Source organism: Streptomyces actuosus, from assembly GCF_016921115.1.
GTDB lineage: Bacteria > Actinomycetota > Actinomycetes > Streptomycetales > Streptomycetaceae > Streptomyces > Streptomyces actuosus_A.
On the sequence record NZ_JAFFZS010000004.1, the window covers coordinates 98494 to 121086 of the forward strand.

A 22593-nucleotide genomic window follows, 5' to 3' on the forward strand; every position below is an offset into this window, starting at 1 on the left:
GCAATCACACGGCAATGAGGAGCAAGCAATGGCGGGCACCAGCCACGGAAACACCCCGGCCGCCTGGACCGGTGTCATCATCTCCTTCATCGGTTTCTGCGTCGCGGGCGCCTTCGTGGTGATGGCCGAACCGGTCGGCTTCTGGGCCGGCACGGCCGTCGTCCTCCTCGGTGGTGTGGTCGGCGGCATCATGCGGACCATGGGACTCGGCGCGCCCAAGGCGCAGCCGCTGGTCACCTCCGAGCGCGCCGCCGTCCGCGAGGCGGCCGTTCCGCAGAGCTGACCGCGACCCCCGCGAGGGGCGGACCGGGCGCGCACGCGTCCGGTCCGCCCCTCGCGCGCGTGTGCGGCCCGTGCGGGGCAGAATGCGAGACGTGAACGCCGACAGCAGCACCACAGCAGCCCACGTGCCCGGGACCGCGCTGCGGCGGCTCGCCGCGCCGCTGTCCGTGCTCGCGGCCGTCGCCGCGGCCTTCGCCTACGTGGGCGCGGTCGACCCCAACGAACCCGGCCACTACCCGGCGTGCCCGCTGCTGCGCTCCACCGGCATCTACTGCCCTGGCTGCGGCGGGCTGCGCAGCGCCCACGCCGTCGTGCACGGGGACCTCTCGGCCGCCCTGCACGACAACGCCCCGGCCGTCGCCGGCTATCTGCTCTTCGCGGTGCTGTGGGCCGTCTGGGTGGTCCGCGTGGCGCGCGGGCGCCCGATGCGGATCGATCTCACCCCGGTGCAGCTGTGGACGCTGGGGGCGTTGGTGCTGGTCTTCACCGTTGTCCGGAACCTGCCGTTCGGCGCCTGGCTCCACCCCTGATGACCTGCGGAATGTCCAGCCAGTGGGACCGCCGTCAACCGGATGCGGGGACTGAGCCCTCCTCCGGATACCATCGCAGTGACCATTGGGTTTCCCACCGTCCGGAAGGGGGCCGCTCGCGTGAGTGTGCTCGACGAGATCATCGACGGAGTCCGTGCCGACCTCGCGGAGCGGCAGGCGCGCGTCAGCCTCGACGAGCTCAAGGAGCGCGCGGCCCAGGCCCCCGCCGCCAAGGACGGGGTGGCCGCGCTGCGCGGTGACGGCGTGCGCGTGATCTGCGAGGTCAAGCGCTCCAGCCCGTCCAAGGGCGCACTGGCCGCGATCGCCGACCCCGCGGGCCTCGCCGCCGACTACGAGGCCGGTGGCGCCGCCGTCATCTCGGTCCTGACCGAGCAGCGCCGCTTCGGCGGCTCGCTCGCCGACCTGGAGGCCGTGCGGGCCCGGGTCGACATCCCGGTGCTGCGCAAGGACTTCATCGTCACCTCGTACCAGCTGTGGGAGGCCCGCGCCTACGGCGCCGACCTCGCCCTGCTGATCGTGGCGGCGCTGGACCAGCCGGCCCTGGAGTCGCTGATCGAGCGCGCGGTGTCCATCGGGCTCACCCCCCTCGTCGAGGTCCACGACGAGGAGGAGGCCGACCGCGCCGTCGACGCGGGCGCCAAGGTGATCGGCGTCAACGCGCGCAACCTGAAGACCCTGGAGGTCGACCGCGGGACGTTCGAGCGCATCGCGCCCGAGATCCCCGGCGGCATCGTCAAGGTCGCCGAGTCCGGCGTCCGCGGCCCCCACGACCTCATCGCCTACGCCAACGCCGGCGCCGACGCCGTCCTGGTGGGCGAGTCCCTCGTCACCGGCAAGGAGCCCAAGGCGGCGGTGGCGGACCTGGTGGCGGCGGGCGCGCATCCGGCGCTGCGCCAGGGCCGGGGCTGAATCCCCGGTAGGCTGGAAACGCCGATGAACCGTCCGATCACCCTGGTGACCCGGGACCCGTACGCCCGCCTCGCGCGCGGCTGCCGGCCCCGCGGCTGCCGTGCGCCCGCGCGACGGGTCCACGGTCGCAGGGTGCGGTACGTGATCGGTGACGAGCCGGGACAGGTGAACGGACGCCGATGGCAGGACGCCCGCTAGGGCGTGTGTCGAATGTCCCGCCGGGCCCGCGACGCCCGGCACCCCGCCTCGCCGCGTTGCCGGAGTCGTCCGCGTAGGCCCGGTACTCCGGTACGGGGCGGATCCGCGGTGTGCGATGCACGGCACCGGGCTCCGCGGTCCGTTCCGACGCGACATTCGAGACACGCCCCAGGGGCTGCCCGCGTGAACATCCCGTCCGGCGACGGGACGTGCGCGACAGACCCCGGGGAGGGCGAACCGCGCGAGCGCGACGGGCCGCAGGCGGCCCGAGGCGCCGCAGCCGTACCCCGCCCCCACGGCGACAGGTGTCTCTTCCGTACTCACCGTGAGGTTTCCGCATGCCCAGCGACTTCTTCGTCCCCGACCCGGAGGGCCGGGTGCCCAGCGCCGAGGGCTACTTCGGCGCGTTCGGCGGCACGTTCATCCCGGAGGCCCTCGTGGCCGCCGTGGACGAGGTGGCCGTCGCCTACGACAAGGCCAAGCACGACCCCGAGTTCGCCCGCGAGCTCGACGACCTGCTCGTCCACTACACCGGGCGCCCGAGCGCGCTCACCGAGGTGCCCCGTTTCGCCGAGCACGCCGGCGGTGCCCGGGTGTTCCTCAAGCGCGAGGACCTCAACCACACCGGCTCACACAAGATCAACAACGTGCTCGGCCAGGCCCTGCTGACCAGGCGCATGGGCAAGACCCGCGTCATCGCGGAGACCGGCGCCGGCCAGCACGGCGTCGCCACCGCCACCGCCTGCGCGCTGTTCGGCCTGGACTGCACGATCTACATGGGAGAGGTCGACACCCGGCGGCAGGCCCTCAACGTGGCCCGCATGCGCATGCTCGGCGCCGAGGTCGTCTCCGTGAAGTCGGGCAGCCGCACCCTGAAGGACGCCATCAACGAGGCGTTCCGCGACTGGGTCGCCAACGTCGACCACACGCACTACCTCTTCGGCACCGTCGCGGGCCCCCACCCGTTCCCGGCCATGGTCCGCGACTTCCACCGCGTGATCGGCGTGGAGGCCCGCCGCCAGATCCTGGAGCGCGCCGGACGCCTGCCCGACGCGGCCGTCGCCTGCGTCGGCGGCGGATCCAACGCGATCGGCCTCTTCCACGCCTTCATCCCGGACGAGGGCGTGCGGCTCATCGGCTGCGAGCCGGCCGGCCACGGCATCGAGACCGGTGAGCACGCGGCCACCCTCACCGCGGGCGAGCCCGGCATCCTGCACGGCTCGCGGTCGTACGTCCTGCAGGACGACGAGGGCCAGATCACCGAGCCGTACTCGATCTCGGCGGGCCTGGACTACCCGGGCATCGGCCCGGAGCACTCCTACCTCAAGGACTCCGGGCGCGGCGAGTACCGCGCGGTCACCGACGACGCCGCGATGCAGGCACTGCGCCTGCTGTCGCGGACCGAGGGCATCATCCCGGCCATCGAGAGCGCCCACGCGCTGGCCGGCGCCCTGGAGGTCGGCCGGGAGCTGGGCCCCGACGGGCTGATCGTCGTCAACCTGTCCGGCCGCGGCGACAAGGACATGGACACCGCCGCCCGTTACTTCGGCCTGTACGACACCGACGCCGAGGTCGCGGCCGACGCCGCCGACACCGCGGAGATCGAGGGGGACGCCCGGTGAGCGGGAACATCCAGCTGCTGACCGACACGATCGCGGCGGCCCGCGCCGAAGGCCGTTCCGCGCTCATCGCCTACCTGCCGGCCGGCTTCCCGACCGTGGACGGCGGGATCGAGGCCGTCAAGGCCGTCTTCGACGGCGGCGCCGACATCGTCGAGGTGGGGCTGCCGCACAGCGACCCCGTCCTCGACGGGCCCGTCATCCAGACCGCCGACGACATCGCCCTGCGCGGCGGCGTGCGGATCGCCGACGTCATGCGGACGGTCGCGGAGGCTCACGCGGCCACCGGCAAGCCGGTCCTCGTCATGACGTACTGGAACCCCATCGACCGCTACGGCGTGGAGCGTTTCACCGCCGAGCTGGCCGAGGCCGGCGGAGCCGGCTGCATCCTGCCCGACCTGCCGGTGCAGGAGTCCGCCCTGTGGCGGGAGCACGCCGAGAAGCACGGTCTCGCGACCGTCTTCGTCGTGGCGCCCAGCAGCAGGGACGAGCGACTCGCCGAGATCACCGCGGCGGGCAGCGGCTTCGTCTACGCCGCCTCCCTGATGGGCGTCACCGGCACCCGTGAGTCGGTCGGCACACAGGCCCGGGACCTGGTGGGCCGCACCCGCGCCACCGGCACCGGCCTGCCCGTCTGCGTCGGCCTCGGCGTCTCCGACGGTGCCCAGGCCGCCGAGGTCGCCGGCTTCGCCGACGGCGTGATCGTCGGGTCCGCCTTCGTCAAGCGGATGCTGGACGCCTCCGACCACGCGGCCGGCCTCGACGCCGTCCGCACCCTCGCGGGCGAGTTGGCGAAGGGCGTGCGCGGACAGGCGTGACGCCGGGCAGGGCCCGCGCCGCAGGCCTGGGCGCGGACCCTGACCGTCGGTCACTCGTACGGGTGGACCTGGGGCCGGGGAGGCGCGCTGCGCCTCCCCGGTTCGTTCTGCGGGGTGTGAGCGAGAAGAACCGTGAGGGAAAGCGGACCGCGCGTGAACGGCTGGCCGCGGAGCGTGCGAAGCAGAAGGCCGCGGAGAAGCGACGACGGGCCTTGATCGTGGGCGGCGCCGTGGTCTGCGTGCTCGGCCTGGCGGCGGTGATCGGCGTGATCGCCGCGAACTCCGGCAAGGACAGCGGCAGCGACTCCGCGAGCCCGGTCGTGGCGCCCTCCGGGGCGACCGGCGAGGACGACCTGACCATCCCGGTGGGCAAGGAGAACGCGCCGTCCACACTCACGGTCTGGGAGGACTTCCGCTGCCCGGCCTGCCAGGCCTTCGAGACGGCGTACCGCTCCACCATCCACGAGCTGACCGACTCCGGCCTGATGAAGGTGCAGTACCACCTGGCCACGATCATCGACGGCAACATGGGCGGCACGGGCTCCCGCAACGCGGCCAACGCCGCGGCCTGCGCCCAGGACGCCGGCAAGTTCACCCCGTACCACGACGTGCTCTACGAGAACCAGCCGCCGGAGACCGACGACGCCTTCGCGAAGAACAGCACGCTGCTGGAGCTGGCCCGCAAGGTCGACGGGCTCGACACGCCCGTCTTCCGGACCTGCGTGGAGGACGGCCGGCACAACAGCTGGGTCGCCAAGTCCAACCAGGCCTTCCAGAAGAGCGGTTTCCAGGGCACGCCCACGGTCCTGCTCAACGGCAAGAACATCTACGAGGACCAGTCGATGACCCCGGCGAAGCTGAAGCAGATGGTGCAGGACGCCGCAAAGAGGTGACAAGCGGCGGCGAGTACGGACGAACGGAAGAGGGGGTAAGGCGCACGGCTGTGATTCTCACCGCCCCGTTATGGACCCGTAGCCGGGCTGCCCGTCGTGGGCCCGGCCCGGCACGGTAGCGTCGACCTTGCCATGGAACTTGCCTACATTCCCAGCCCGTCGCGCGGGGTTCTCTACCTCGGCCCCGTTCCGCTGCGCGGCTATGCCTTCTGCATCATCATCGGTGTCTTCGTTGCCGTCTGGCTCGGCAACAAGCGCTGGATCGCCCGGGGCGGGCGGGCCGGCACGGTGGCCGACATCGCGGTCTGGGCCGTGCCCTTCGGCCTTCTCGGCGGCCGGCTCTACCACGTGATCACGGACTACGAGCTGTACTTCAGCGAGGGCCGTGACTGGGTGGACGCCTTCAAGGTGTGGGAGGGCGGCCTCGGTATCTGGGGTGCCGTCGCCCTCGGCGCGCTCGGCGCCTGGATCGGCTGCCGGCGCCGCGGCATCCCGATGCCCGCGTACGCCGACGCCGTGGCGCCCGGCATCGCCTTCGCCCAGGCGATCGGCCGCTGGGGCAACTGGTTCAACCAGGAGCTGTACGGGCGGGAGACCGACCTTCCCTGGGCGCTGCACATCACGTCCTCGGCGGACGGCCGGGTGCCCGGCTACTACCACCCCACCTTCCTGTACGAGTCGCTGTGGTGCGTGGGCGTCGCCCTCCTCGTCATCTGGGCCGACCGCCGCTTCCGCCTGGGCCACGGCCGGGCCTTCGCGCTGTACGTCGCCTCGTACTGCGCGGGCCGCTTCTGGATCGAGTACATGCGCGTCGACGACGCCCACCACATCCTGGGCCTGCGTCTGAACAACTGGACCGCGCTGGGCGTGTTCCTGCTGGCGGTGCTGTACCTGGTGGTGTCGGCGAAGAAGCGGCCGGGCCGCGAGGCCGTGGTCGAGCCGGGCGCGCAGGCCGCCGACGGCGACGCCGGCGCGGAGCGCGACGCGGACGCGGAGCCCGGGACCGATGCGGAGTCCGGGACCGATGCGGCCGCCGGAGCCGAGGCATCTTCCGGGACCGAAGGTGGCTCCGGCACCGATGCCGGGCCCGACCCCGCGGTTCAGGAGCCCGAGAAGGACGAGAAGGCCGACGATTCGGACGAGGCCGGCGAGGCCGGTTCTCACACGGTGGGTGCCGAGGCGCAGGCCTCCGGCGGGAAGAAGGACGCGGCCGAGTCGGCCACCAAGAAGGCCTGACGGCCCGCTGCACGGCGACGAGGGCGCCCGGATCCTTTCCGGGCGCCCTCGGTCGCGTCCGCGGTGGCCGAGAGGAGTCCGGCGGTCGCTCGGCGGCGGTGGCCGCCTGTCTCGCGCCGCCGTCCGGGCCGGCCCGGCGCGAGCGGGTGCCGGGTCGGGTCGGCCACGGGCTCCGGGGGAGTGCGGGACGGGGGCGCCGGGCCGGTCCTCGGGAAGGTGTTCACGGGTCGCCCTCGTTCGACGGCGCCTGTGCGGATGATGTCCCCCAGGCGAGCGCAAGTGGGTAAAACCGCAGGTTAGCCCAGCCTCTCCTTGCTGGCGCGGGGCCGGGTGAGGACATAGATTCTGCGTAGTCGAAAAGTAGAACACGTCCAAACTTAGCTTTGCCTTAGCTTCCTGGGGGCTCGTATGGCCATCATCGAAACCGAAGCCGCGCTGCACGTCGCGCACCGCGACAACCACACGCACCGCGACGTCAACGGGGGCTGGTTGCGTCCGGCCGTCTTCGGTGCGATGGACGGCCTGGTCTCCAACCTCGCCCTGATGACCGGTGTCGCGGGCGGCGCGGTCGGCCGGCACGCCATCGTGCTGACCGGGCTCGCGGGTCTGGCCGCCGGAGCCTTCTCCATGGCGGCCGGCGAATACACCTCCGTCGCCTCGCAGCGTGAGCTGGTCGAGGCGGAACTGGACGTCGAGCGGCGTGAACTGAGGCGGCACCCCCAGGACGAGGAGGCCGAGCTCGCGGCGTTGTACGAGGCGCGGGGCGTGGAGCCGGCCCTGGCCCGCGAGGTGGCCCGCCAGCTCTCGCACGACCCTGAACAGGCCCTGGAGATCCACGCCCGCGAGGAACTGGGCATCGACCCCGGCGACCTGCCCTCGCCGCTCACCGCGGCCGTGTCGTCCTTCGGGTCCTTCGCGCTCGGCGCCCTGCTGCCCGTCCTGCCCTACCTGCTGGGCGCGAGCGTCCTGTGGCCTGCCGTGCTGCTCGCGCTGTTCGGCCTCTTCCTGTGCGGTGCGGTCGTGGCCAGGGTGACCGCGCGGTCCTGGTGGTTCAGTGGTGTACGGCAGCTGGCCCTCGGTGGTGCGGCGGCCGGTGTGACGTACGCCCTGGGCACCCTGTTCGGAACCGCCGTAGGATGACCCGGCTGCTACTTATGCGAGGGGCCGCATAAGTAGCCCGTTACCCGTTGGTTTCGACTGCGTGACCGCGGGGCATGAGCCGTAAGCGCTGTGGGCAATGACGCCTGCGGCGCACCCAGGGGACGGGCGAAGATGCCCGCCCCGCCCTCGGGTCGCCGGACATGGATCTGTCCGCAGCGGCCACCCCATACTTTCCGCCACGGCGTGCACACCCCCGCCGCACGCCCGGGGCGTCCGCATGTTGGAACGCAGTATCCGGTTCCCGAGAATCGCTCCATCATGTAACCTGCACGAAATTTTGCACCTGTGTGCATTCTCCGCAGAGGGCCAACGTCGTCCCTCGGCACCTGCATATGCCAATTGACGACGACGGGAGAGCCGATGCGTACGCCGCGCCAGCCGTCCCAGCACTCCGCGAATGGCCAGAACTGGTCGTTCATGGATGCTCGCCCTGCTGCGCAGGGTATGTACGACCCCCGCAACGAGCACGACGCCTGCGGCGTCGGCTTCGTCGCCACCCTCACCGGCGAGGCGTCCCACACCCTGGTCGAACAGGCCCTGACGGTCCTGCGCAACCTGGAGCACCGCGGTGCCACCGGCTCCGAGCCCGACTCGGGCGACGGCGCCGGGATCCTGTCCCAGGTGCCGGACGCCTTCTTCCGCGAGGTGGCCGGATTCGAGCTCCCCGAGGCCGGCGCCTACGCGGTCGGCATCGCCTTCCTGCCCGAACAGGGCACGGCCGAGGCCATCGCGCAGATCGACTCGATCGCCGCCGACGAGAACCTGACCGTCCTCGGCTGGCGCGACGTCCCGGTCGCCCCCGAACTCCTCGGCGCCACCGCGCGCTCGACCATGCCGGTCTTCCGCCAGCTCTTCGTGACCGCGGGCACCTCCCCGACGGAGTCCGGGGAAGGCCCCAGCCGGGGCATCGCCCTCGACCGCAAGGCCTTCGTGCTGCGCAAGCGCGCCGAGCGCGAGGCGGGCGTCTACTTCCCGTCGCTGTCGGCCCGCACCATCGTCTACAAGGGCATGCTGACCACCGGCCAGCTGGAGCCCTTCTTCCCGGACCTGTCCGACCGCCGCTTCGCCTCCGCGATCGCGCTCGTGCACTCCCGGTTCTCCACGAACACCTTCCCCTCGTGGCCGCTCGCCCACCCGTACCGCTTCGTCGCGCACAACGGCGAGATCAACACCGTCAAGGGCAACCGCAACTGGATGCGCGCCCGTGAGTCGCAGCTGGTCTCCGACCTGTTCGGCAGCGGCAGGAACCTGGAGCGCGTCTTCCCGGTCTGCACGCCCGACGCCTCCGACTCCGCCTCCTTCGACGAGGTCCTGGAACTGCTGCACCTCGGCGGCCGTTCGCTGCCGCACTCCGTGCTGATGATGATCCCGGAGGCGTGGGAGAACCACGACTCCATGGACCCGGCCCGGCGCGCCTTCTACCAGTACCACTCCACGATGATGGAGCCCTGGGACGGCCCCGCCTGCGTCACCTTCACCGACGGCACCCAGGTCGGCGCCGTGCTCGACCGCAACGGCCTGCGCCCCGGCCGCTACTGGGTGACCGACGACGGCCTCGTCGTCCTCGGCTCGGAGGTCGGCGTCCTCGACATCGACCCCGCCAAGGTCGTCCGCAAGGGCCGTCTCCAGCCCGGCCGGATGTTCCTCGTCGACACCGCCGAGCACCGCATCATCGAGGACGACGAGATCAAGGCCCAGCTCGCCGCCGAGCAGCCGTACGCCGAGTGGCTGGAGGCCGGCGAGATCGAGCTCGGCGACCTGCCCGAGCGCGAGCACATCGTCCACACCCACGCCTCGGTCACCCGCCGCCAGCAGACCTTCGGGTACACCGAGGAGGAACTGCGCGTCATCCTCGCCCCGATGGCCCGCACCGGCGCCGAGCCGATCGGCTCCATGGGCACCGACTCGCCGATCGCGGCCCTCTCCGAGCGCCCGCGTCTGCTCTTCGACTACTTCACCCAGCTGTTCGCCCAGGTCACCAACCCGCCGCTGGACGCGATCCGCGAGGAACTGGTCACCTCCCTGCGCAGCTCGCTCGGCCCGCAGGGCAACCTGCTCGACCCGACCGCCGCCTCGTGCCGGTCCGTCGTGCTGCCCTTCCCCGTCATCGACAACGACGAGCTGGCCAAGCTCATCCACGTCAACGCCGACGGCGACATGCCCGGCTTCAAGGCCGCGACCCTCTCCGGCCTGTACCGGGTGCACGGCGGCGGTGACGCGCTGGCCGCCCGCATCGAGGAGATCTGCGCCGAGGCCGACGCCGCCATCGACAACGGCGCCCGCCTCATCGTCCTGTCCGACCGGCACTCCGACGCCGAGCACGCGCCGATCCCGTCGCTGCTGCTCACCGCGGCCGTCCACCACCACCTCATCCGCACCAAGCAGCGCACCCACGTGGGCCTGCTGGTCGAGGCCGGAGACGTCCGCGAGGTCCACCACGTCGCCCTGCTCATCGGCTACGGCGCCGCCGCCGTCAACCCGTACCTGGCCATGGAGTCCGTCGAGGACCTCCTGCGCGCGGGCACCTTCCTCGACGGCGGGGAGCCCGAGAAGGCCCTCAGGAACCTCATCTACGCCCTCGGCAAGGGTGTGCTGAAGGTGATGTCCAAGATGGGCATCTCCACCGTGGCCTCCTACCGCGGCGCCCAGGTCTTCGAGGCCGTCGGCCTGGACCACTCCTTCGTCGAGAAGTACTTCAACGGCACCGCCACCAAGATCGGCGGAGTCGGCCTCGACGTCATCGCCCAGGAGGTCGCCGCCCGCCACGCCAAGGCCTACCCGGCCTCCGGCATCGCCCCGGCGCACCGCGCGCTGGAGATCGGCGGCGAGTACCAGTGGCGCCGCGAGGGCGAACCGCACCTGTTCGACCCGGAGACGGTCTTCCGCCTCCAGCACTCCACGCGCACCGGCCGGTACGACGTCTTCAAGAAGTACACCGACCGTGTGAACGAGCAGTCCGAGCGCCTGATGACGCTGCGCGGCCTGTTCGGCTTCACCTCGGACCGCCCCTCGATCCCCGTCGAGGAGGTCGAGCCGGTCTCGGCGATCGTCAAGCGTTTCTCCACCGGCGCCATGTCGTACGGCTCGATCTCCCAGGAGGCGCACGAGACCCTCGCCATCGCCATGAACCAGCTGGGCGGCAAGTCCAACACCGGTGAGGGCGGCGAGGACCCGGAGCGCCTGTACGACCCGGCGCGCCGTTCGGCGATCAAGCAGGTGGCCTCCGGCCGCTTCGGCGTGACCTCCGAGTACCTGGTCAACTCCGACGACATCCAGATCAAGATGGCGCAGGGTGCCAAGCCCGGCGAGGGCGGCCAGCTGCCCGGCCACAAGGTCTACCCGTGGGTGGCCCGGACCCGTCACTCGACGCCCGGTGTCGGCCTGATCTCACCGCCGCCGCACCACGACATCTACTCCATCGAGGATCTGGCCCAGCTGATCCACGACCTGAAGAACGCGAACCCGCGGGCGCGGATCCACGTCAAGCTGGTCTCCGAGGTCGGTGTCGGCACGGTCGCCGCGGGTGTGTCGAAGGCGCACGCGGACGTCGTCCTCATCTCCGGCCACGACGGCGGCACCGGCGCCTCGCCGCTCACCTCGCTCAAGCACGCCGGCGGACCCTGGGAGCTGGGCCTGGCCGAGACCCAGCAGACGCTGCTGCTGAACGGCCTGCGCGACCGGATCGTCGTCCAGACCGACGGCCAGCTCAAGACCGGCCGCGACGTGGTCATCGCCGCGCTCCTCGGCGCCGAGGAGTTCGGCTTCGCCACCGCCCCGCTCGTCGTCTCCGGCTGCGTCATGATGCGCGTCTGCCACCTGGACACCTGCCCGGTCGGCATCGCGACCCAGAACCCCACCCTGCGCGAGCGCTTCGCCGGCAAGGCCGAGTACGTGGTCAACTTCTTCGAGTTCATCGCGCAGGAGGTCCGCGAGCTCCTCGCAGAGCTGGGCTTCCGCTCGATCGACGAGGCCGTCGGCCACGCCGAGGTCCTCGACGTCACCCGCGCGGTCACCCACTGGAAGGCGCAGGGCCTGAACCTGGAGCCGCTGTTCCACGTGCCCGAGCTGCCCGAGGGCGCGGCGCGCCACCAGGTGATAGGCCAGGACCACGGCCTGGAGAAGGCGCTCGACAACGAGCTGATCAAGCTCGCCGCCGACGCCCTGTCCGCCTCCGACGCGACGGAGGCGCAGCCGGTGCGCGCCCAGGTCACCATCCGCAACATCAACCGCACGGTCGGCACCATGCTCGGCCACGAGGTGACCCGGAGGTTCGGCGGCGCGGGCCTGCCCGACGACACCGTCGACATCACCTTCACCGGCTCCGCCGGCCAGTCGTTCGGCGCCTTCGTCCCGCACGGTGTCACGCTGCGGCTGGAGGGCGACGCCAACGACTACGTCGGCAAGGGCCTGTCCGGCGGCCGGATCGTGGTCCGCCCGGACCGGGCCGCCGACCACCTCGCCGAGTACAGCGTCATCGCGGGCAACACCCTCGCCTACGGCGCGACCGGCGGCGAGATGTTCCTGCGCGGCAGGACCGGCGAGCGCTTCTGCGTCCGCAACTCCGGCGCACTGGTCGTCTCCGAGGGCGTGGGCGACCACGGCTGCGAGTACATGACCGGCGGCCACGCGGTGGTGCTCGGCGAGACGGGCCGCAACTTCGCGGCCGGCATGTCCGGCGGTGTCGCGTATGTCATCGACCTGGACCGCGACAACGTCAACGCCGGCAACCTGGACGCCGTCGCGGCGCTGGACGAGGGCGACCGGCAGTGGCTGCACGACGTCGTCCGCCGGCACCGGGAGGAGACCGGCTCCACCGTCGCCGAGAAGCTCCTGGCCGACTGGGACAACGCCGTCGAACGCTTCAGCAAGATCATCCCCAGCACGTACAAGTCAGTGCTCGCCGCCAAGGACGCCGCCGAGCGAGCCGGTCTCTCCGAGACCGAGACCCACGAGAAGATGATGGAGGCGGCGATCAATGGCTGACCCGAAGGGCTTTCTGAACCACGGCCGCGAGGTCGCCAGGTCCCGCCCGGTCCCCGAGCGTGTCAAGGACTGGAACGAGGTCTACGTCCCCGGCTCCCTGCTGCCGATCATCAGCAAGCAGGCCAGCCGCTGCATGGACTGCGGCATCCCGTTCTGCCACAACGGCTGCCCGCTGGGGAACCTCATCCCCGAGTGGAACGACTACGCCTACCGCGAGGACTGGTCGGCCGCGCAGGAGCGCCTGCACGCCACCAACAACTTCCCGGAGTTCACCGGCCGCCTGTGCCCGGCGCCGTGCGAGTCCGCGTGCGTGCTCGGCATCAACCAGCCGGCGGTCACCATCAAGAACGTCGAGGTCTCCATCATCGACAAGGCGTGGGAGACCGGGGGCGTCGCCCCGCAGGTCCCCGAGCGCCTGTCCGGCAAGACGGTCGCGGTCGTCGGCTCCGGCCCCGCGGGCCTGGCCGCCGCCCAGCAGCTGACCCGGGCCGGTCACACGGTCGCCGTCTACGAGCGCGCGGACCGCGTCGGCGGCCTCCTGCGCTACGGCATCCCCGAGTTCAAGATGGAGAAGCGGCACATCAACCGCCGCATCGAGCAGATGCGCGCGGAGGGCACCCGCTTCCGCACCGGCATCGAGATCGGCCGCGACCTGAAGGCCACGGACCTGAAGAAGCGCTACGACGCCGTCGTGCTGGCCGTCGGTGCGACGACCGCGCGCGACCTGCCGGTCCCGGGCCGTGAGCTTCAGGGCATCTACCAGGCCATGGAGTACCTGCCGCTGGCCAACAAGGTCCAGGAGGGCGACTACGTCACCGCCCCGATCTCGGCCGAGGGCAAGCACGTCGTCGTCATCGGCGGTGGCGACACCGGCGCCGACTGCGTGGGCACCGCCCACCGTCAGGGCGCGGCCTCGGTGACGCAGCTGGAGATCATGCCCCGGCCCGGGGAGGAGCGGAACCCGGTCAGCCAGCCCTGGCCGACCTTCCCGATGCTCTACAAGGTCACCTCCGCGCACGAGGAGGGCGGCGAGCGGGTCTACTCCGTCTCCACCACCCACTTCGAGGGCGACGAGGACGGCAACGTCCAGTGGCTGCACCTGGCCGAGGTCGAGTTCGTCGACGGCAAGCTGATCCAGAAGCCGGGCACCGAGCGCAAGATCCCCGCCCAGCTGGTCACCCTCGCCATGGGCTTCACGGGCACCGACCGCGAGAACGGCCTCGTCGACCAGTTCGGTCTGGAACTCGACGAACGCGGTAACATCGCCCGGGACGCCGACTTCCAGACCAACGTGCCGGGTGTGTTCGTCGCCGGTGACGCAGGTCGCGGTCAGTCGCTGATCGTCTGGGCGATCGCGGAGGGCCGCTCGGCCGCCCGTGGCGTCGACCGGGCCCTGACCGGCGTCAGCGACCTGCCGGCCCCGATCCGCCCGACGGACCGCGCACTGATGGTCTGACACACCGGGTGACCCGCAGGGTCACTCCCCATACGTCCCGTACAACGGCGTACGGAACACAGACGGCGCCTGCCACCTGTCCCCGACCGGACGACCTGGCAGGCGCCGCCGCTTTTCCGGCTACCCGCCGGGCGCGACCGAGGTGATGACGGCGAGTACGCCGAGCAGCCCGGACCCGCGGGCGTCCGACCGCGTACGTGCGAGGTGCGCGCGCTGTGCAGGACGGGCCGGGCGGTCCCGGACCAGGGATGTCGACGCGGCTGGTCGACGTCGCCGAGACGGTGCCGGCGCGGCCGTGCCGGCCCCGTGGGGGCGCAGGAGGTCCAGGACTCGTCGCGGCACCGCGCAGCGAAGAGGGAACCCTCCGGCACCGCGGCTCCCGACGGTGCGTCGGGCGGGGATCGCCGCCGTTCAGGGCGGCGAGGGCATCACGGCACCCGGTACCGCTCCCCGTACACCGACCATGTCAGCGGGGTGGTCAGGTCCATGTTGCCGTTGGCGAGGAAGCGGCGCTGGGCGGTGTCGATGCGGGAGGTGTCCAGGGTGGCGCGGCGCTCCTTCATGGCGGCGCGGCGGATGTCGAGGAACGTGTCGAGGAACGTCTTCTCGTCGCCGCCCTCGGCCGGGGTCCTCACCTTCTCCATGGTGCGGTCGCGCAGCACGTAGAAGCCGTCCCGGTCGATGCCGGGGCCGTGGAAGACCATCGCGTCGTAGTAGATGAACTGGCCGAGCGTGCTGAGGCCGTCGAGCTTGGCGAGGCGGACGGAGGGGGCGAAGTAGACGCGGTCGCGTTCGGTGTCCTGGGCCGTGCGGAACACGGGGAGCTTCGCCTCGGCCTTCCAGGCGGCCCGGAAACCGGGGTCCAGGCCCTCGTGGGAGTCGGTGCCGTCGACCTTGCGCAGGGCGGGCAGGTACGGCTCCAGTCCGTTGCCGGGGTGGTCCTCGGTGTAGTGCTCGACCAGGGAGAGCAGGTCGTGGGTGCCGGTGCAGAAACCGATGATGCCGGCGGTGTAGCCGCAGCCGTCGCCGATGTCCTCGACACGGTCGTAGGCGCTGCGCCAGCGGAGCGTGGAGTTCTCGGCGGTGGAGACGATCTTCTGGGCCAGTTCCTTCTTGTCGGCAGCGGCCAGGCCCGGCGGGGCGTCGGCGACGACCTGGTCGTCCTCCGACTTCTGCGCGGCGGCCGACTCCTCGGCCCGCGCCTTGGCGTCCTCGGGGTTGTGAGGGGAGGCGGTGTGCGCGGCGGCGGGGGCCGCGTCGGACCCACCGGGCCCGAACAGGTAGAACAGCGCCCCGGCCACGACGGGCACGACCGCCAGCAGCAACAATCCGATACGTCTCATCGCAGTCACCGCGGCCCGGTCAGGCCGCCCCTCCTGTCAGCTCCGCAACCTTCGCCCATGTGCACAGCGCCAGCAGTGCCAGCAGCGTCACACACGCCGCGGCCTGGACCAGTGCCCGACGGCCGTTCCTGGGAGCGTACGCGTAGGCCGCGGTCACCGCCGCGCCGACCAGCAGCCCGCCGAGGTGGCCCTGCCAGGAGGTGAGACCGGCGGAGAGCACCATCCAGGCGAGGAGGAACACCATGAACTGGTTCACTCCGCGCAGATCGCCGCCGAGCCGGCGTGCCATCACGTAGTAGGCGGCGCCCAGCCCGAAGATCGCGCCGGAGGCGCCCACCGACTGTGTGCCGGGCGAGGCGGCCAGCAGTTCCAGCACCGAGCCGCCGAGCGCCGACAGCACGTACAGGGCGAGGTGGCGGACGCGGCCGAGCTGACCCTCCACGACCCGGCCGAGCTGCCACAGCGCTGCCATGTTCATCAGGATGTGCAGCGGTCCGAACGGCGGATCGGTGGGCAGCGCGTGCAGGAAGGAGCCCGTCAGCAGCCGGTCCCACTCGCCGGCGACCAGGCCCTCGGCGTGGTAGCCGGCCGGGGCGAAGGCGTCGTACAGGTAGGTCATGCCGTCCGGGCCGACCAGGCGGCCGCCCAGCATGGAGAACCGGTCCACGATCGCAGGCCGCACCAACTCGCCCAGGTAGGCCAGCACGTTCAGCCCGATCAGCACGTACGTCACCACGGGCACCGCCGAGACACGGCCGCCGAAGGCCGTACGGGGCTGCCGCACCGAGCGGGCGCCCTCCTTCACGCACTCCACGCACTGGTGGCCGACGGCCGCCTCACGCATGCAGCCGGGGCACATGTAGCGGTCGCAGCGGGTGCAGCGGACATGCGACTCGACCTTGGCATGGCGGAAACAGGTGGTGACGGTGGACTCGGGTTCCACGGAGCCGGCTCCTTGGCGGGTGGGGCGGGGACGGTGAGCCGGCGGGGTCGGCGGCGAACAACATAGCGAACCCCTGTGAACTGCGGAAAGCGGGGGTCCGGGTGCCGTCCCGTACGCTCGGCTGCAGGTTCCGTGTGCGAAGGGGGAGAGCCGCATGACCGCGATCAGTGCGACCGAGGTGGAGGAGGCCGCGCCCGCGCTGGTGAGCCTGTACAAGACCGCGGGTGTCTCGCTGGCGAAGCACGGACTGGGCGGCCTCAGGGCCGCCGTCTACCTCGTGGTCGACTACTCGGGCTCGATGAAGCCGTACTACCGGGACGGCAGCGTGCAGGCGCTCGCCGACCGGGTGCTGGGCCTGTCGGCGCACCTCGACGACGACGGGCGCGTGCCGGTGGTCTTCTTCTCCACCGATGTCGACGCCGTCACCGAGATCGCCCTCACCGACCACCGGGGCCGCGTCGAGCGGATCGCGGCCGGACTCGGGCACATGGGCAGGACCAGCTACCACCTCGCCATGGACGCCGTCATCGACCACTACCTGGACAGCGGCACCACGGACCCCGCGCTCGTCGTCTTCCAGACCGACGGCGGCCCGATCAACAAGCTCGCCGCGCAGCGGTTCCTGTGCAAGGCGGCCTCGCTACCGCTGTTCTGGCAGTTCATCGGCTTCGGTGACCCCGGCGGCAAGCAGTTCGACTTCCTGCGGAAACTGGACGAACTGCCGGTACCGGACATGCGGGTCGTCGACAACGCCGGTTTCTTCTCCGCGGGCACGGACCCGCTGAACGTCTCCGACGCCGTCCTGTACGACCGGCTGGTCGGCGAGTTCCCGCAGTGGCTGGCGGCGGCCCGCGCCCGGGGCATCGTAGGGCCTGCCTGACCCCGCCGCAGGGCCGTCGGGGCCGACGGCGCACCCGAACCCTTCAGGCAGAGCGGCCGAGGCGCTCGGCGCGCACCGGGTCCGCGTGCGGCGGCCCCGCGCGCCCAGCGCTCCAACTGGTCAGGTGCGGCCTCGGCCGGCCGGCCCGGCTCGTCGGCGTCGTGTGGTGGTCGGCGTGCGTCGTGGCGCCCGGGGTGCCGGACGTCAGGTGTCGCACTCCAGGACCGTCCGGCACAGCCCGCACCGCGCCCGCACCCGGCCCTGCACCGGCACCCTGATCCGCTGGTGGCAGGTCGGGCACGGGAACGTCACCCGCAGCAAGCCGGGGCCCTCCGCCGCGAAGGAGTACCCGGCACCGTCCACGGCCGGTGCGTGCGCGTGGCCCTCGGCCTGCCGCCGGTCGCGCGCGTAGCGGCGCCGCCCCGCCCACCCGGCCGCCGTCAGCGGCGGCTGCTGCCCGTCCCGCCGGGCCCGCTCCATGCCCCGTACGTACGCCGTGTACGCCTGCGGACTGGTGAACCACGTCGAGGGGTCCTCACCGAACACCAGCGACCGCTTCGCCAGCACGTACCCGAACTCCTCCGGCGTGAGATACCCCAGCTTCTGCGACGACACCGCGTCCTCCCGGAAGGCGTCCAGCAGCAGCCAGCCCGCGCCCAGATACGTCGTCGCGGTGTCCGTGAGGATCTCGTTGTCCCGTGTCCCCGGGAACGCCAGATCCAGCCGGTGCAGGTACACATGCGTGATCTCGTGCGCCAACGCCGCGCCGATGTCCCGCCGGTGCCTACGGAACCGGTCGTTCAGCTCCACGAAGTACTCCGGGCCCGCCGTGAGTTCGACGTTCGCGGCGTGCGTCATCTCGCGGAAGGAAACGATCACCCGCGCATCCGGCAGCCTGAAGTGCCGCACCAGCTCCCGTGCCACCCGCTGGGCACCCAGATGCAGATCGTCGGTGTCGCAGAACGCCACGTCCGCCGGCGCCACGCTCGTCGCGAACGTCCGGACCGTGTCGTGGGACAGGCGCCGGTACAGCGCCGTGATCGCGGCCCGCACCGTCTCCAGATGCGGGTATCCATGCTCGACCGGTCCGCCGTTGGCCACGTCCGAACCCCCAAGACGCCCTGAATCCGATTCCACTCTACGCAGGTTCCCCCCGGCACCCGCAGATCACCATGCCGCACGTCGACGCACTAGGGTGGACCGCCATGACCACCAGCAACACCGGTACCGGTGACGTCGAGCCCGCCGTGCGCGCCGAACTCGCCCGGCTCCGCGACAGCATCGACAACATCGACGCGGCCGTCGTCCACATGCTTGCCGAGCGCTTCAAATGCACCCAGCAGGTCGGACACCTCAAGGCCGCCCACCAGTTGCCGCCCGCCGACCCCGACCGCGAGGCCCGCCAGATCGCCCGCCTGCGCTCCCTGGCCGAGAGCGCCAAGCTGGACCCGGCGTTCGCCGAGAAGTTCCTGAACTTCATCATCGCCGAAGTGATCCGGCACCACGAGACCATCGCCGAGACCACCGGCAACAGCGCCGAGACCACCGGGAACGCCGCGACGAACGCCACCGGGGACGACGCCGAGGCGACGGGGAACGCCGCCGGCGCCCCGACCCGCGCCGCCGGCTGACCCCGTCCGCCCCCTGGCTCCACGGCATCGGCCTCCGGCCAGCCCTCACCGCCGCCGGCGCCCGGCCGCACCCCGCGCCGACGCCCGCCCCGCCTCGGCGGACGGCCGCCGCCCCTCGGCAGATCCCGGAGCGGACCCCGCGGGACACGCCCCCGGCGGCCCGACCGGCACCCCGTATCCGCACAGCCGGTGAGACTGCGGGCACACGGTGTCAGTGCCCGGACGTAAGCTGGTGGTCCCACCGCGAAAGGGACGTCGGGCCATGCCGTCGGATGCCGAGATCCTGATCGTCGACGACCACCCGGGCGCACTGTTTGCACTGGAGAGCGCCCTCATCCCGCTCGGCCGCCCGCTCAGCCGCGCCACCAGCGGCGACGAGGCACTCAAACAGGTGCTGCGCGGCCGGGTCGGCCTCCTCGTGCTGGACGTGCAGATGCCCGGCATGAACGGCCTGGAGGTCGTCCGCTACCTGCGGCGCCTGGACCAGAGCCGGCACATCCCCGTCGTCCCGCTCACCGGCTTCGGCCGGGATCCGGAACTGACCACCGCCGCCTTCGCCCTCGGCGTCGCCGACCTGATCGCCAAGCCCGTCGACCCCTGGGCCCTGCGCACCAAGATCCGCTACCTCTACGACGCCCACCAGCACCGCCTCACCCTCGAAGCGGAGATCCGCGAACTGCGCGCCCTCGTCAAAGGAACCGGAACCTCCCCGCCACCCGCACCCCGTACCGCCCCGCCCCACCCGGACGCCCGAGTTCCGCTCCAGCGGGACGCCCAGACTCCGGCGCCCGCGCACGAGGCGACATAGCGCACGTACCGATCCGCCCCTGTGCGTCGCCGACGCGATCAGGCAGCATGTCCTGCATGTCCGTACTGACGCGCGACGAAGCGCACTCCCGTGCCCGACTCCTCGACGTCCACCGCTACACGGTCGAACTCGACCTGACCACCGGGGACGACACCTTCGACTCCCGCACCGCCATCCGGTTCACCGCACGGGCCGACGCTGACACGTTCGTCGAAATCAAGCCCACCGAGCTGCACTCCGCCACGCTCGACGGACAGCCCCTCGACCCCGAGAGCCTCGACGGCAACCGGCTCCCGCTGAAGAACCTCACCGCCGGCACGCACGAGCTGCACCTGCACGCCACCATGCGCTACTCCCGCACCGGCGAGGGCATGCACCGCTTCACCGACCCCACCGACGGCGAGACCTACGCCTACACCCAGCTGTTCATGGAGGACGTCCAGCGCGTCTTCGGCGCCTTCGACCAGCCCGACCTCAAGGCCGTCTTCGACCTCACCGTCACCGCCCCCACAGGCTGGAGCGTCCTCGCCAACGGCCTCACCGAACACCTCGGCGACGGCCGCTGGAAAGCCGCTCCCACCCCCCTGATCTCCACCTACCTCGTCGCCGTCGCCGCCGGACCCTGGCACTCCGTGCGCACCGAGCACCGCGGCCTGCCCTTCGGCATCCACTGCCGCCGCTCCCTCGCCGCCCACCTCGACGCCGACGCCGAGGAGATCCTCGACATCACCCGCGCGTGCTTCGACCGCTACCACGAGAAGTTCGAGGAGCCCTACCCCTTCGACTCCTACGACCAGGCCTTCGTCCCCGAGTTCAACGCGGGCGCCATGGAGAACCCCGGACTGGTCACCTTCCGCGACGAGTTCGTCTACCGCTCCGCCGTCACCGACACCGAACGCCAGACCCGCGCCATGGTCGTCGCCCACGAGATGGCCCACATGTGGTTCGGCGACCTCGTCACCCTCACCTGGTGGGACGACATCTGGCTCAACGAGTCCTTCGCCGAGTACATGGGCTACCAGACCCTCACCGAAGCAACCCGCTTCACCGACACCTGGACCGACTTCGGCGTCGTCCGCAAGGCCTGGGGCTACGACGCCGACCAGCGCCCCTCCACCCACCCCGTCGCCCCCGAGCGTGTCGACGACACCGCCGCCGCCATGCTCAACTTCGACGGCATCTCCTACGCCAAGGGTGCCTCCGCCCTGCGGCAGCTCGTGGCCTGGCTCGGCGAGAAGGACTTCCTCGCCGGCATCAACACCCACTTCGCCCGCCACAAGTTCGCCAACGCCACCCTCGCCGACTTCATCGACTCCCTCGCCGCCCACACCGAACGCGACGTCCACGCATGGGCCGACGCCTGGCTGCGCACCACCGGCGTCGACACCATCACCGCGTCCGTCGACGCCACCGTGGGCCGGTGGAGCCTCGGCCTCGACCACGAGGGCAGCCGCCCCCACCGCGTCACCATCGGCGTGTACGACCGCGACCTCAACGACGGCCGCACACTCGTCCTGCGCCAGCGCTACGAGACCGACCTGCCGCAGGACGGCGCCGAACCCCGCCCCGGTACCCGGCCCGCCCTGGTCGTCCCCAACGACCTCGACCTCACCTACGCCAAGATCCGTCTGGACGACACCTCGCTGGACACCGTCCTGCGCGGCATCTCCGGCATCCCCGACGCGCTCACCCGCGCCGTCGTCTGGAACGCCCTGCGCGACATGGTCCGCGACGGCGACCTCGCCCCCGCCGACTACCTCGCCACCGCCGCCGCCCACCTGCCCAGGGAGACCGACCTCGCCCTCGTCGACGGCGTCCTGGCCTTCGCCGGCGCCCACATCGCCGACCGCTACGTCCGCCCCGACCAGCGCCCCGCCGCCCTCGCCACCCTCAGCTCCCTGTGCCGCGACCTCATCCGCCGCACCGAGGACGGCGACCACCCCGGGCTGCGGCTGATCGCCGTACGCCACTACATCGACACCGCAGCCCAGCCCGAGACCCTCGCCGCCTGGCTGGCCGAGGGCATCGTCCCCGGCGGCCCCGAACTCGACCCCGAACTGCGCTGGCGCATCCTGGCCCGGCTCGCCGTCCTCGGCGCCACCGACGACGCCCTCATCGCCACCGAACTCGATCGCGACCCCAGCGCCACCGGCCGGGAAGGCGCAGCCCGCTGCCGCGCCGCGCTGCCCGACCCGGACGCCAAGGCCCGCGCCTGGGCGGCGATGTTCGAGCGCGACGACCTGTCCAACTACCTGTTCACCGCCACCGCCCAGGGCTTCTGGCAGCCCGAGCAGGCCGACCTCCTCACCGACTACGTCCCCCGCTACTACCGGGACGCCGTCGCCGTCGCCGACCGCCGCGGCGCCGCCATCGCCGAGGCCGCCGGCCGCTGGGCCTTCCCCGCCCACGCCGTCGACGCCGACACCCTCCGCCTCGGCGAGGAGTGCCTGCGCGACGCCGACCCCGTCCCCGCGCTGCGCCGCAAGCTCGTCGACCAACTCGACGACCTGACGCGGGCACTGCGCGTCAGGCAGGCCTAGAACCACACGGAAGGCCCGGCCCGACCACCCCCTTCCGCACCCCGGACGGGGTCCGGCCGTCACCCACCTCAGAACCCGTGGCGACCGGCCCCGCCCCGGGCACCCGTGGGCAGGCCCGTGCCTCGGCAACCCGAGGCCGGCCCCCGCCCCGGGCCCGCGGCCGGCCGGCCCGCGGACCCTCCGGTCGCCGCCTCGGGGACGCGGACGGCCCCGGGTTCGGACACTCGGCGGCCGTCCGCCTCCGCAGCCCCGCCCCGCCGAGCGCCGCCGCTCCCGTCACGTCCCGCCGGACTCCTGACGCCCACCGCCGTCACCCCCCCCGATGCCTTCCGCAGCCGTGCC

18 protein-coding genes are annotated in these 22593 nt (G+C 72.0%); 15 read left to right on the forward strand and 3 right to left on the reverse strand.

The window, feature by feature from the left end:
• Positions 1–28 precede the first annotated feature (28 nt).
• The 11 genes from JS756_RS07420 (at position 29) to JS756_RS07470 (ending at position 14106) form a co-directional block, all read left to right on the forward strand.
• Positions 29–283 carry an HGxxPAAW family protein gene (locus JS756_RS07420; RefSeq protein WP_205382185.1) on the forward strand — a complete coding sequence of 85 codons (255 nt, stop codon included), beginning with the start codon at positions 29–31 and terminating at the stop codon, positions 281–283.
• Between the two features lie 82 nt (positions 284–365).
• Positions 366–812: a DUF2752 domain-containing protein gene (locus JS756_RS07425; protein WP_205382186.1), complete on the forward strand. Its 447-nt coding sequence runs from the start codon at positions 366–368 to the stop codon at positions 810–812.
• Between the two features lie 120 nt (positions 813–932).
• Positions 933–1742 (forward strand): indole-3-glycerol phosphate synthase TrpC, encoded by an 810-nt coding sequence (trpC, locus tag JS756_RS07430; protein ID WP_205382187.1) that lies wholly within the window; start codon positions 933–935, stop codon positions 1740–1742.
• A 24-nt stretch (positions 1743–1766) separates the two neighbouring features.
• The gene (gene trpM / locus JS756_RS07435; RefSeq protein WP_205382188.1) at positions 1767–1940 is read left to right on the forward strand and encodes a tryptophan biosynthesis modulator TrpM; all 174 of its coding nucleotides are present in this window, start codon (positions 1767–1769) and stop codon (positions 1938–1940) included.
• A 338-nt stretch (positions 1941–2278) separates the two neighbouring features.
• The gene (gene trpB, locus JS756_RS07440; RefSeq protein ID WP_205382189.1) at positions 2279–3562 is read left to right on the forward strand and encodes a tryptophan synthase subunit beta; all 1284 of its coding nucleotides are present in this window, start codon (positions 2279–2281) and stop codon (positions 3560–3562) included.
• On the forward strand, positions 3559–4377 hold the full coding sequence (trpA, locus tag JS756_RS07445; RefSeq protein ID WP_205382191.1) for a tryptophan synthase subunit alpha: 819 nt from the start codon (positions 3559–3561) through the stop codon (positions 4375–4377). The genes trpB and trpA overlap by 4 nt, the downstream gene beginning before the upstream one ends.
• A gap of 116 nt (positions 4378–4493) precedes the next feature.
• Positions 4494–5270, forward strand: a complete 777-nt coding sequence (locus JS756_RS07450) for a DsbA family protein (RefSeq protein ID WP_205382193.1) — start codon at positions 4494–4496, stop codon at positions 5268–5270.
• 132 nt (positions 5271–5402) lie between these two features.
• The gene (gene lgt / locus JS756_RS07455; protein ID WP_205382194.1) at positions 5403–6506 is read left to right on the forward strand and encodes a prolipoprotein diacylglyceryl transferase; all 1104 of its coding nucleotides are present in this window, start codon (positions 5403–5405) and stop codon (positions 6504–6506) included.
• Positions 6507–6914: 408 nt separating this feature from the next.
• Positions 6915–7646 carry a VIT1/CCC1 transporter family protein gene (locus JS756_RS07460; RefSeq protein WP_205382195.1) on the forward strand — a complete coding sequence of 244 codons (732 nt, stop codon included), beginning with the start codon at positions 6915–6917 and terminating at the stop codon, positions 7644–7646.
• Positions 7647–8027: 381 nt separating this feature from the next.
• Positions 8028–12650 (forward strand): glutamate synthase large subunit, encoded by a 4623-nt coding sequence (gene gltB, locus JS756_RS07465; RefSeq protein ID WP_205382196.1) that lies wholly within the window; start codon positions 8028–8030, stop codon positions 12648–12650.
• A complete protein-coding gene (locus JS756_RS07470; protein ID WP_205382197.1) occupies positions 12643–14106 on the forward strand; it encodes a glutamate synthase subunit beta in 1464 nt (487 codons plus the stop codon). Before gltB ends, JS756_RS07470 begins: the two co-directional genes overlap by 8 nt.
• A 428-nt stretch (positions 14107–14534) precedes the next feature.
• Here JS756_RS07470 and JS756_RS07475 read toward each other — a convergent pair whose 3' ends face one another.
• The gene (locus JS756_RS07475) at positions 14535–15449 is read right to left on the reverse strand and encodes a chitosanase (protein ID WP_205382198.1); all 915 of its coding nucleotides are present in this window, start codon (positions 15447–15449) and stop codon (positions 14535–14537) included.
• A 19-nt stretch (positions 15450–15468) separates the two neighbouring features.
• Entirely contained in the window at positions 15469–16392 is a 924-nt protein-coding gene (locus JS756_RS07480; RefSeq protein ID WP_205382199.1) for a rhomboid family intramembrane serine protease, read from the reverse strand.
• Between the two features lie 154 nt (positions 16393–16546).
• Between JS756_RS07480 and JS756_RS07485 the strand changes: the two genes are divergently transcribed.
• Positions 16547–17272 (forward strand): VWA domain-containing protein, encoded by a 726-nt coding sequence (locus JS756_RS07485; protein ID WP_205382200.1) that lies wholly within the window; start codon positions 16547–16549, stop codon positions 17270–17272.
• 204 nt (positions 17273–17476) lie between these two features.
• Here JS756_RS07485 and JS756_RS07490 read toward each other — a convergent pair whose 3' ends face one another.
• Entirely contained in the window at positions 17477–18373 is an 897-nt protein-coding gene (locus tag JS756_RS07490; protein WP_205382202.1) for a hypothetical protein, read from the reverse strand.
• Positions 18374–18477: 104 nt separating this feature from the next.
• Here JS756_RS07490 and JS756_RS07495 point away from each other — a divergent pair, with 104 nt between their 5' ends.
• The 3 genes from JS756_RS07495 to pepN all read left to right on the forward strand — a co-directional run bounded on the left by JS756_RS07495 (position 18478) and on the right by pepN (position 22251).
• Positions 18478–18903, forward strand: a complete 426-nt coding sequence (locus JS756_RS07495; RefSeq protein ID WP_240203413.1) for a chorismate mutase — start codon at positions 18478–18480, stop codon at positions 18901–18903.
• Positions 18904–19165: 262 nt separating this feature from the next.
• Positions 19166–19711 carry a response regulator gene (locus JS756_RS07500; RefSeq protein ID WP_205382203.1) on the forward strand — a complete coding sequence of 182 codons (546 nt, stop codon included), beginning with the start codon at positions 19166–19168 and terminating at the stop codon, positions 19709–19711.
• 47 nt (positions 19712–19758) lie between these two features.
• Positions 19759–22251, forward strand: a complete 2493-nt coding sequence (gene pepN, locus JS756_RS07505) for an aminopeptidase N (RefSeq protein ID WP_205382205.1) — start codon at positions 19759–19761, stop codon at positions 22249–22251.
• Positions 22252–22593 lie beyond the last annotated feature (342 nt).

Excerpts from the sequence above, each read along its gene's own strand:
- JS756_RS07425 (WP_205382186.1), top strand. The coding sequence starts at position 366 with ATGCGAGACGTGAACGCCGACAGCAGCACCACAGCAGCCCACGTGCCC.
- JS756_RS07475 (WP_205382198.1), bottom strand. The coding sequence starts at position 15,449 with ATGAGACGTATCGGATTGTTGCTGCTGGCGGTCGTGCCCGTCGTGGCC.
- gltB (WP_205382196.1), top strand. The coding sequence starts at position 8,028 with ATGCGTACGCCGCGCCAGCCGTCCCAGCACTCCGCGAATGGCCAGAAC.
- JS756_RS07495 (WP_240203413.1), top strand. The coding sequence starts at position 18,478 with ATGACCACCAGCAACACCGGTACCGGTGACGTCGAGCCCGCCGTGCGC.
- JS756_RS07420 (WP_205382185.1), top strand. The coding sequence starts at position 29 with ATGGCGGGCACCAGCCACGGAAACACCCCGGCCGCCTGGACCGGTGTC.
- lgt (WP_205382194.1), top strand. The coding sequence starts at position 5,403 with ATGGAACTTGCCTACATTCCCAGCCCGTCGCGCGGGGTTCTCTACCTC.
- trpM (WP_205382188.1), top strand. The coding sequence starts at position 1,767 with ATGAACCGTCCGATCACCCTGGTGACCCGGGACCCGTACGCCCGCCTC.
- trpB (WP_205382189.1), top strand. The coding sequence starts at position 2,279 with ATGCCCAGCGACTTCTTCGTCCCCGACCCGGAGGGCCGGGTGCCCAGC.
- pepN (WP_205382205.1), top strand. The coding sequence starts at position 19,759 with ATGTCCTGCATGTCCGTACTGACGCGCGACGAAGCGCACTCCCGTGCC.
- JS756_RS07485 (WP_205382200.1), top strand. The coding sequence starts at position 16,547 with ATGACCGCGATCAGTGCGACCGAGGTGGAGGAGGCCGCGCCCGCGCTG.
- JS756_RS07470 (WP_205382197.1), top strand. The coding sequence starts at position 12,643 with ATGGCTGACCCGAAGGGCTTTCTGAACCACGGCCGCGAGGTCGCCAGG.
- JS756_RS07460 (WP_205382195.1), top strand. The coding sequence starts at position 6,915 with ATGGCCATCATCGAAACCGAAGCCGCGCTGCACGTCGCGCACCGCGAC.
- JS756_RS07500 (WP_205382203.1), top strand. The coding sequence starts at position 19,166 with ATGCCGTCGGATGCCGAGATCCTGATCGTCGACGACCACCCGGGCGCA.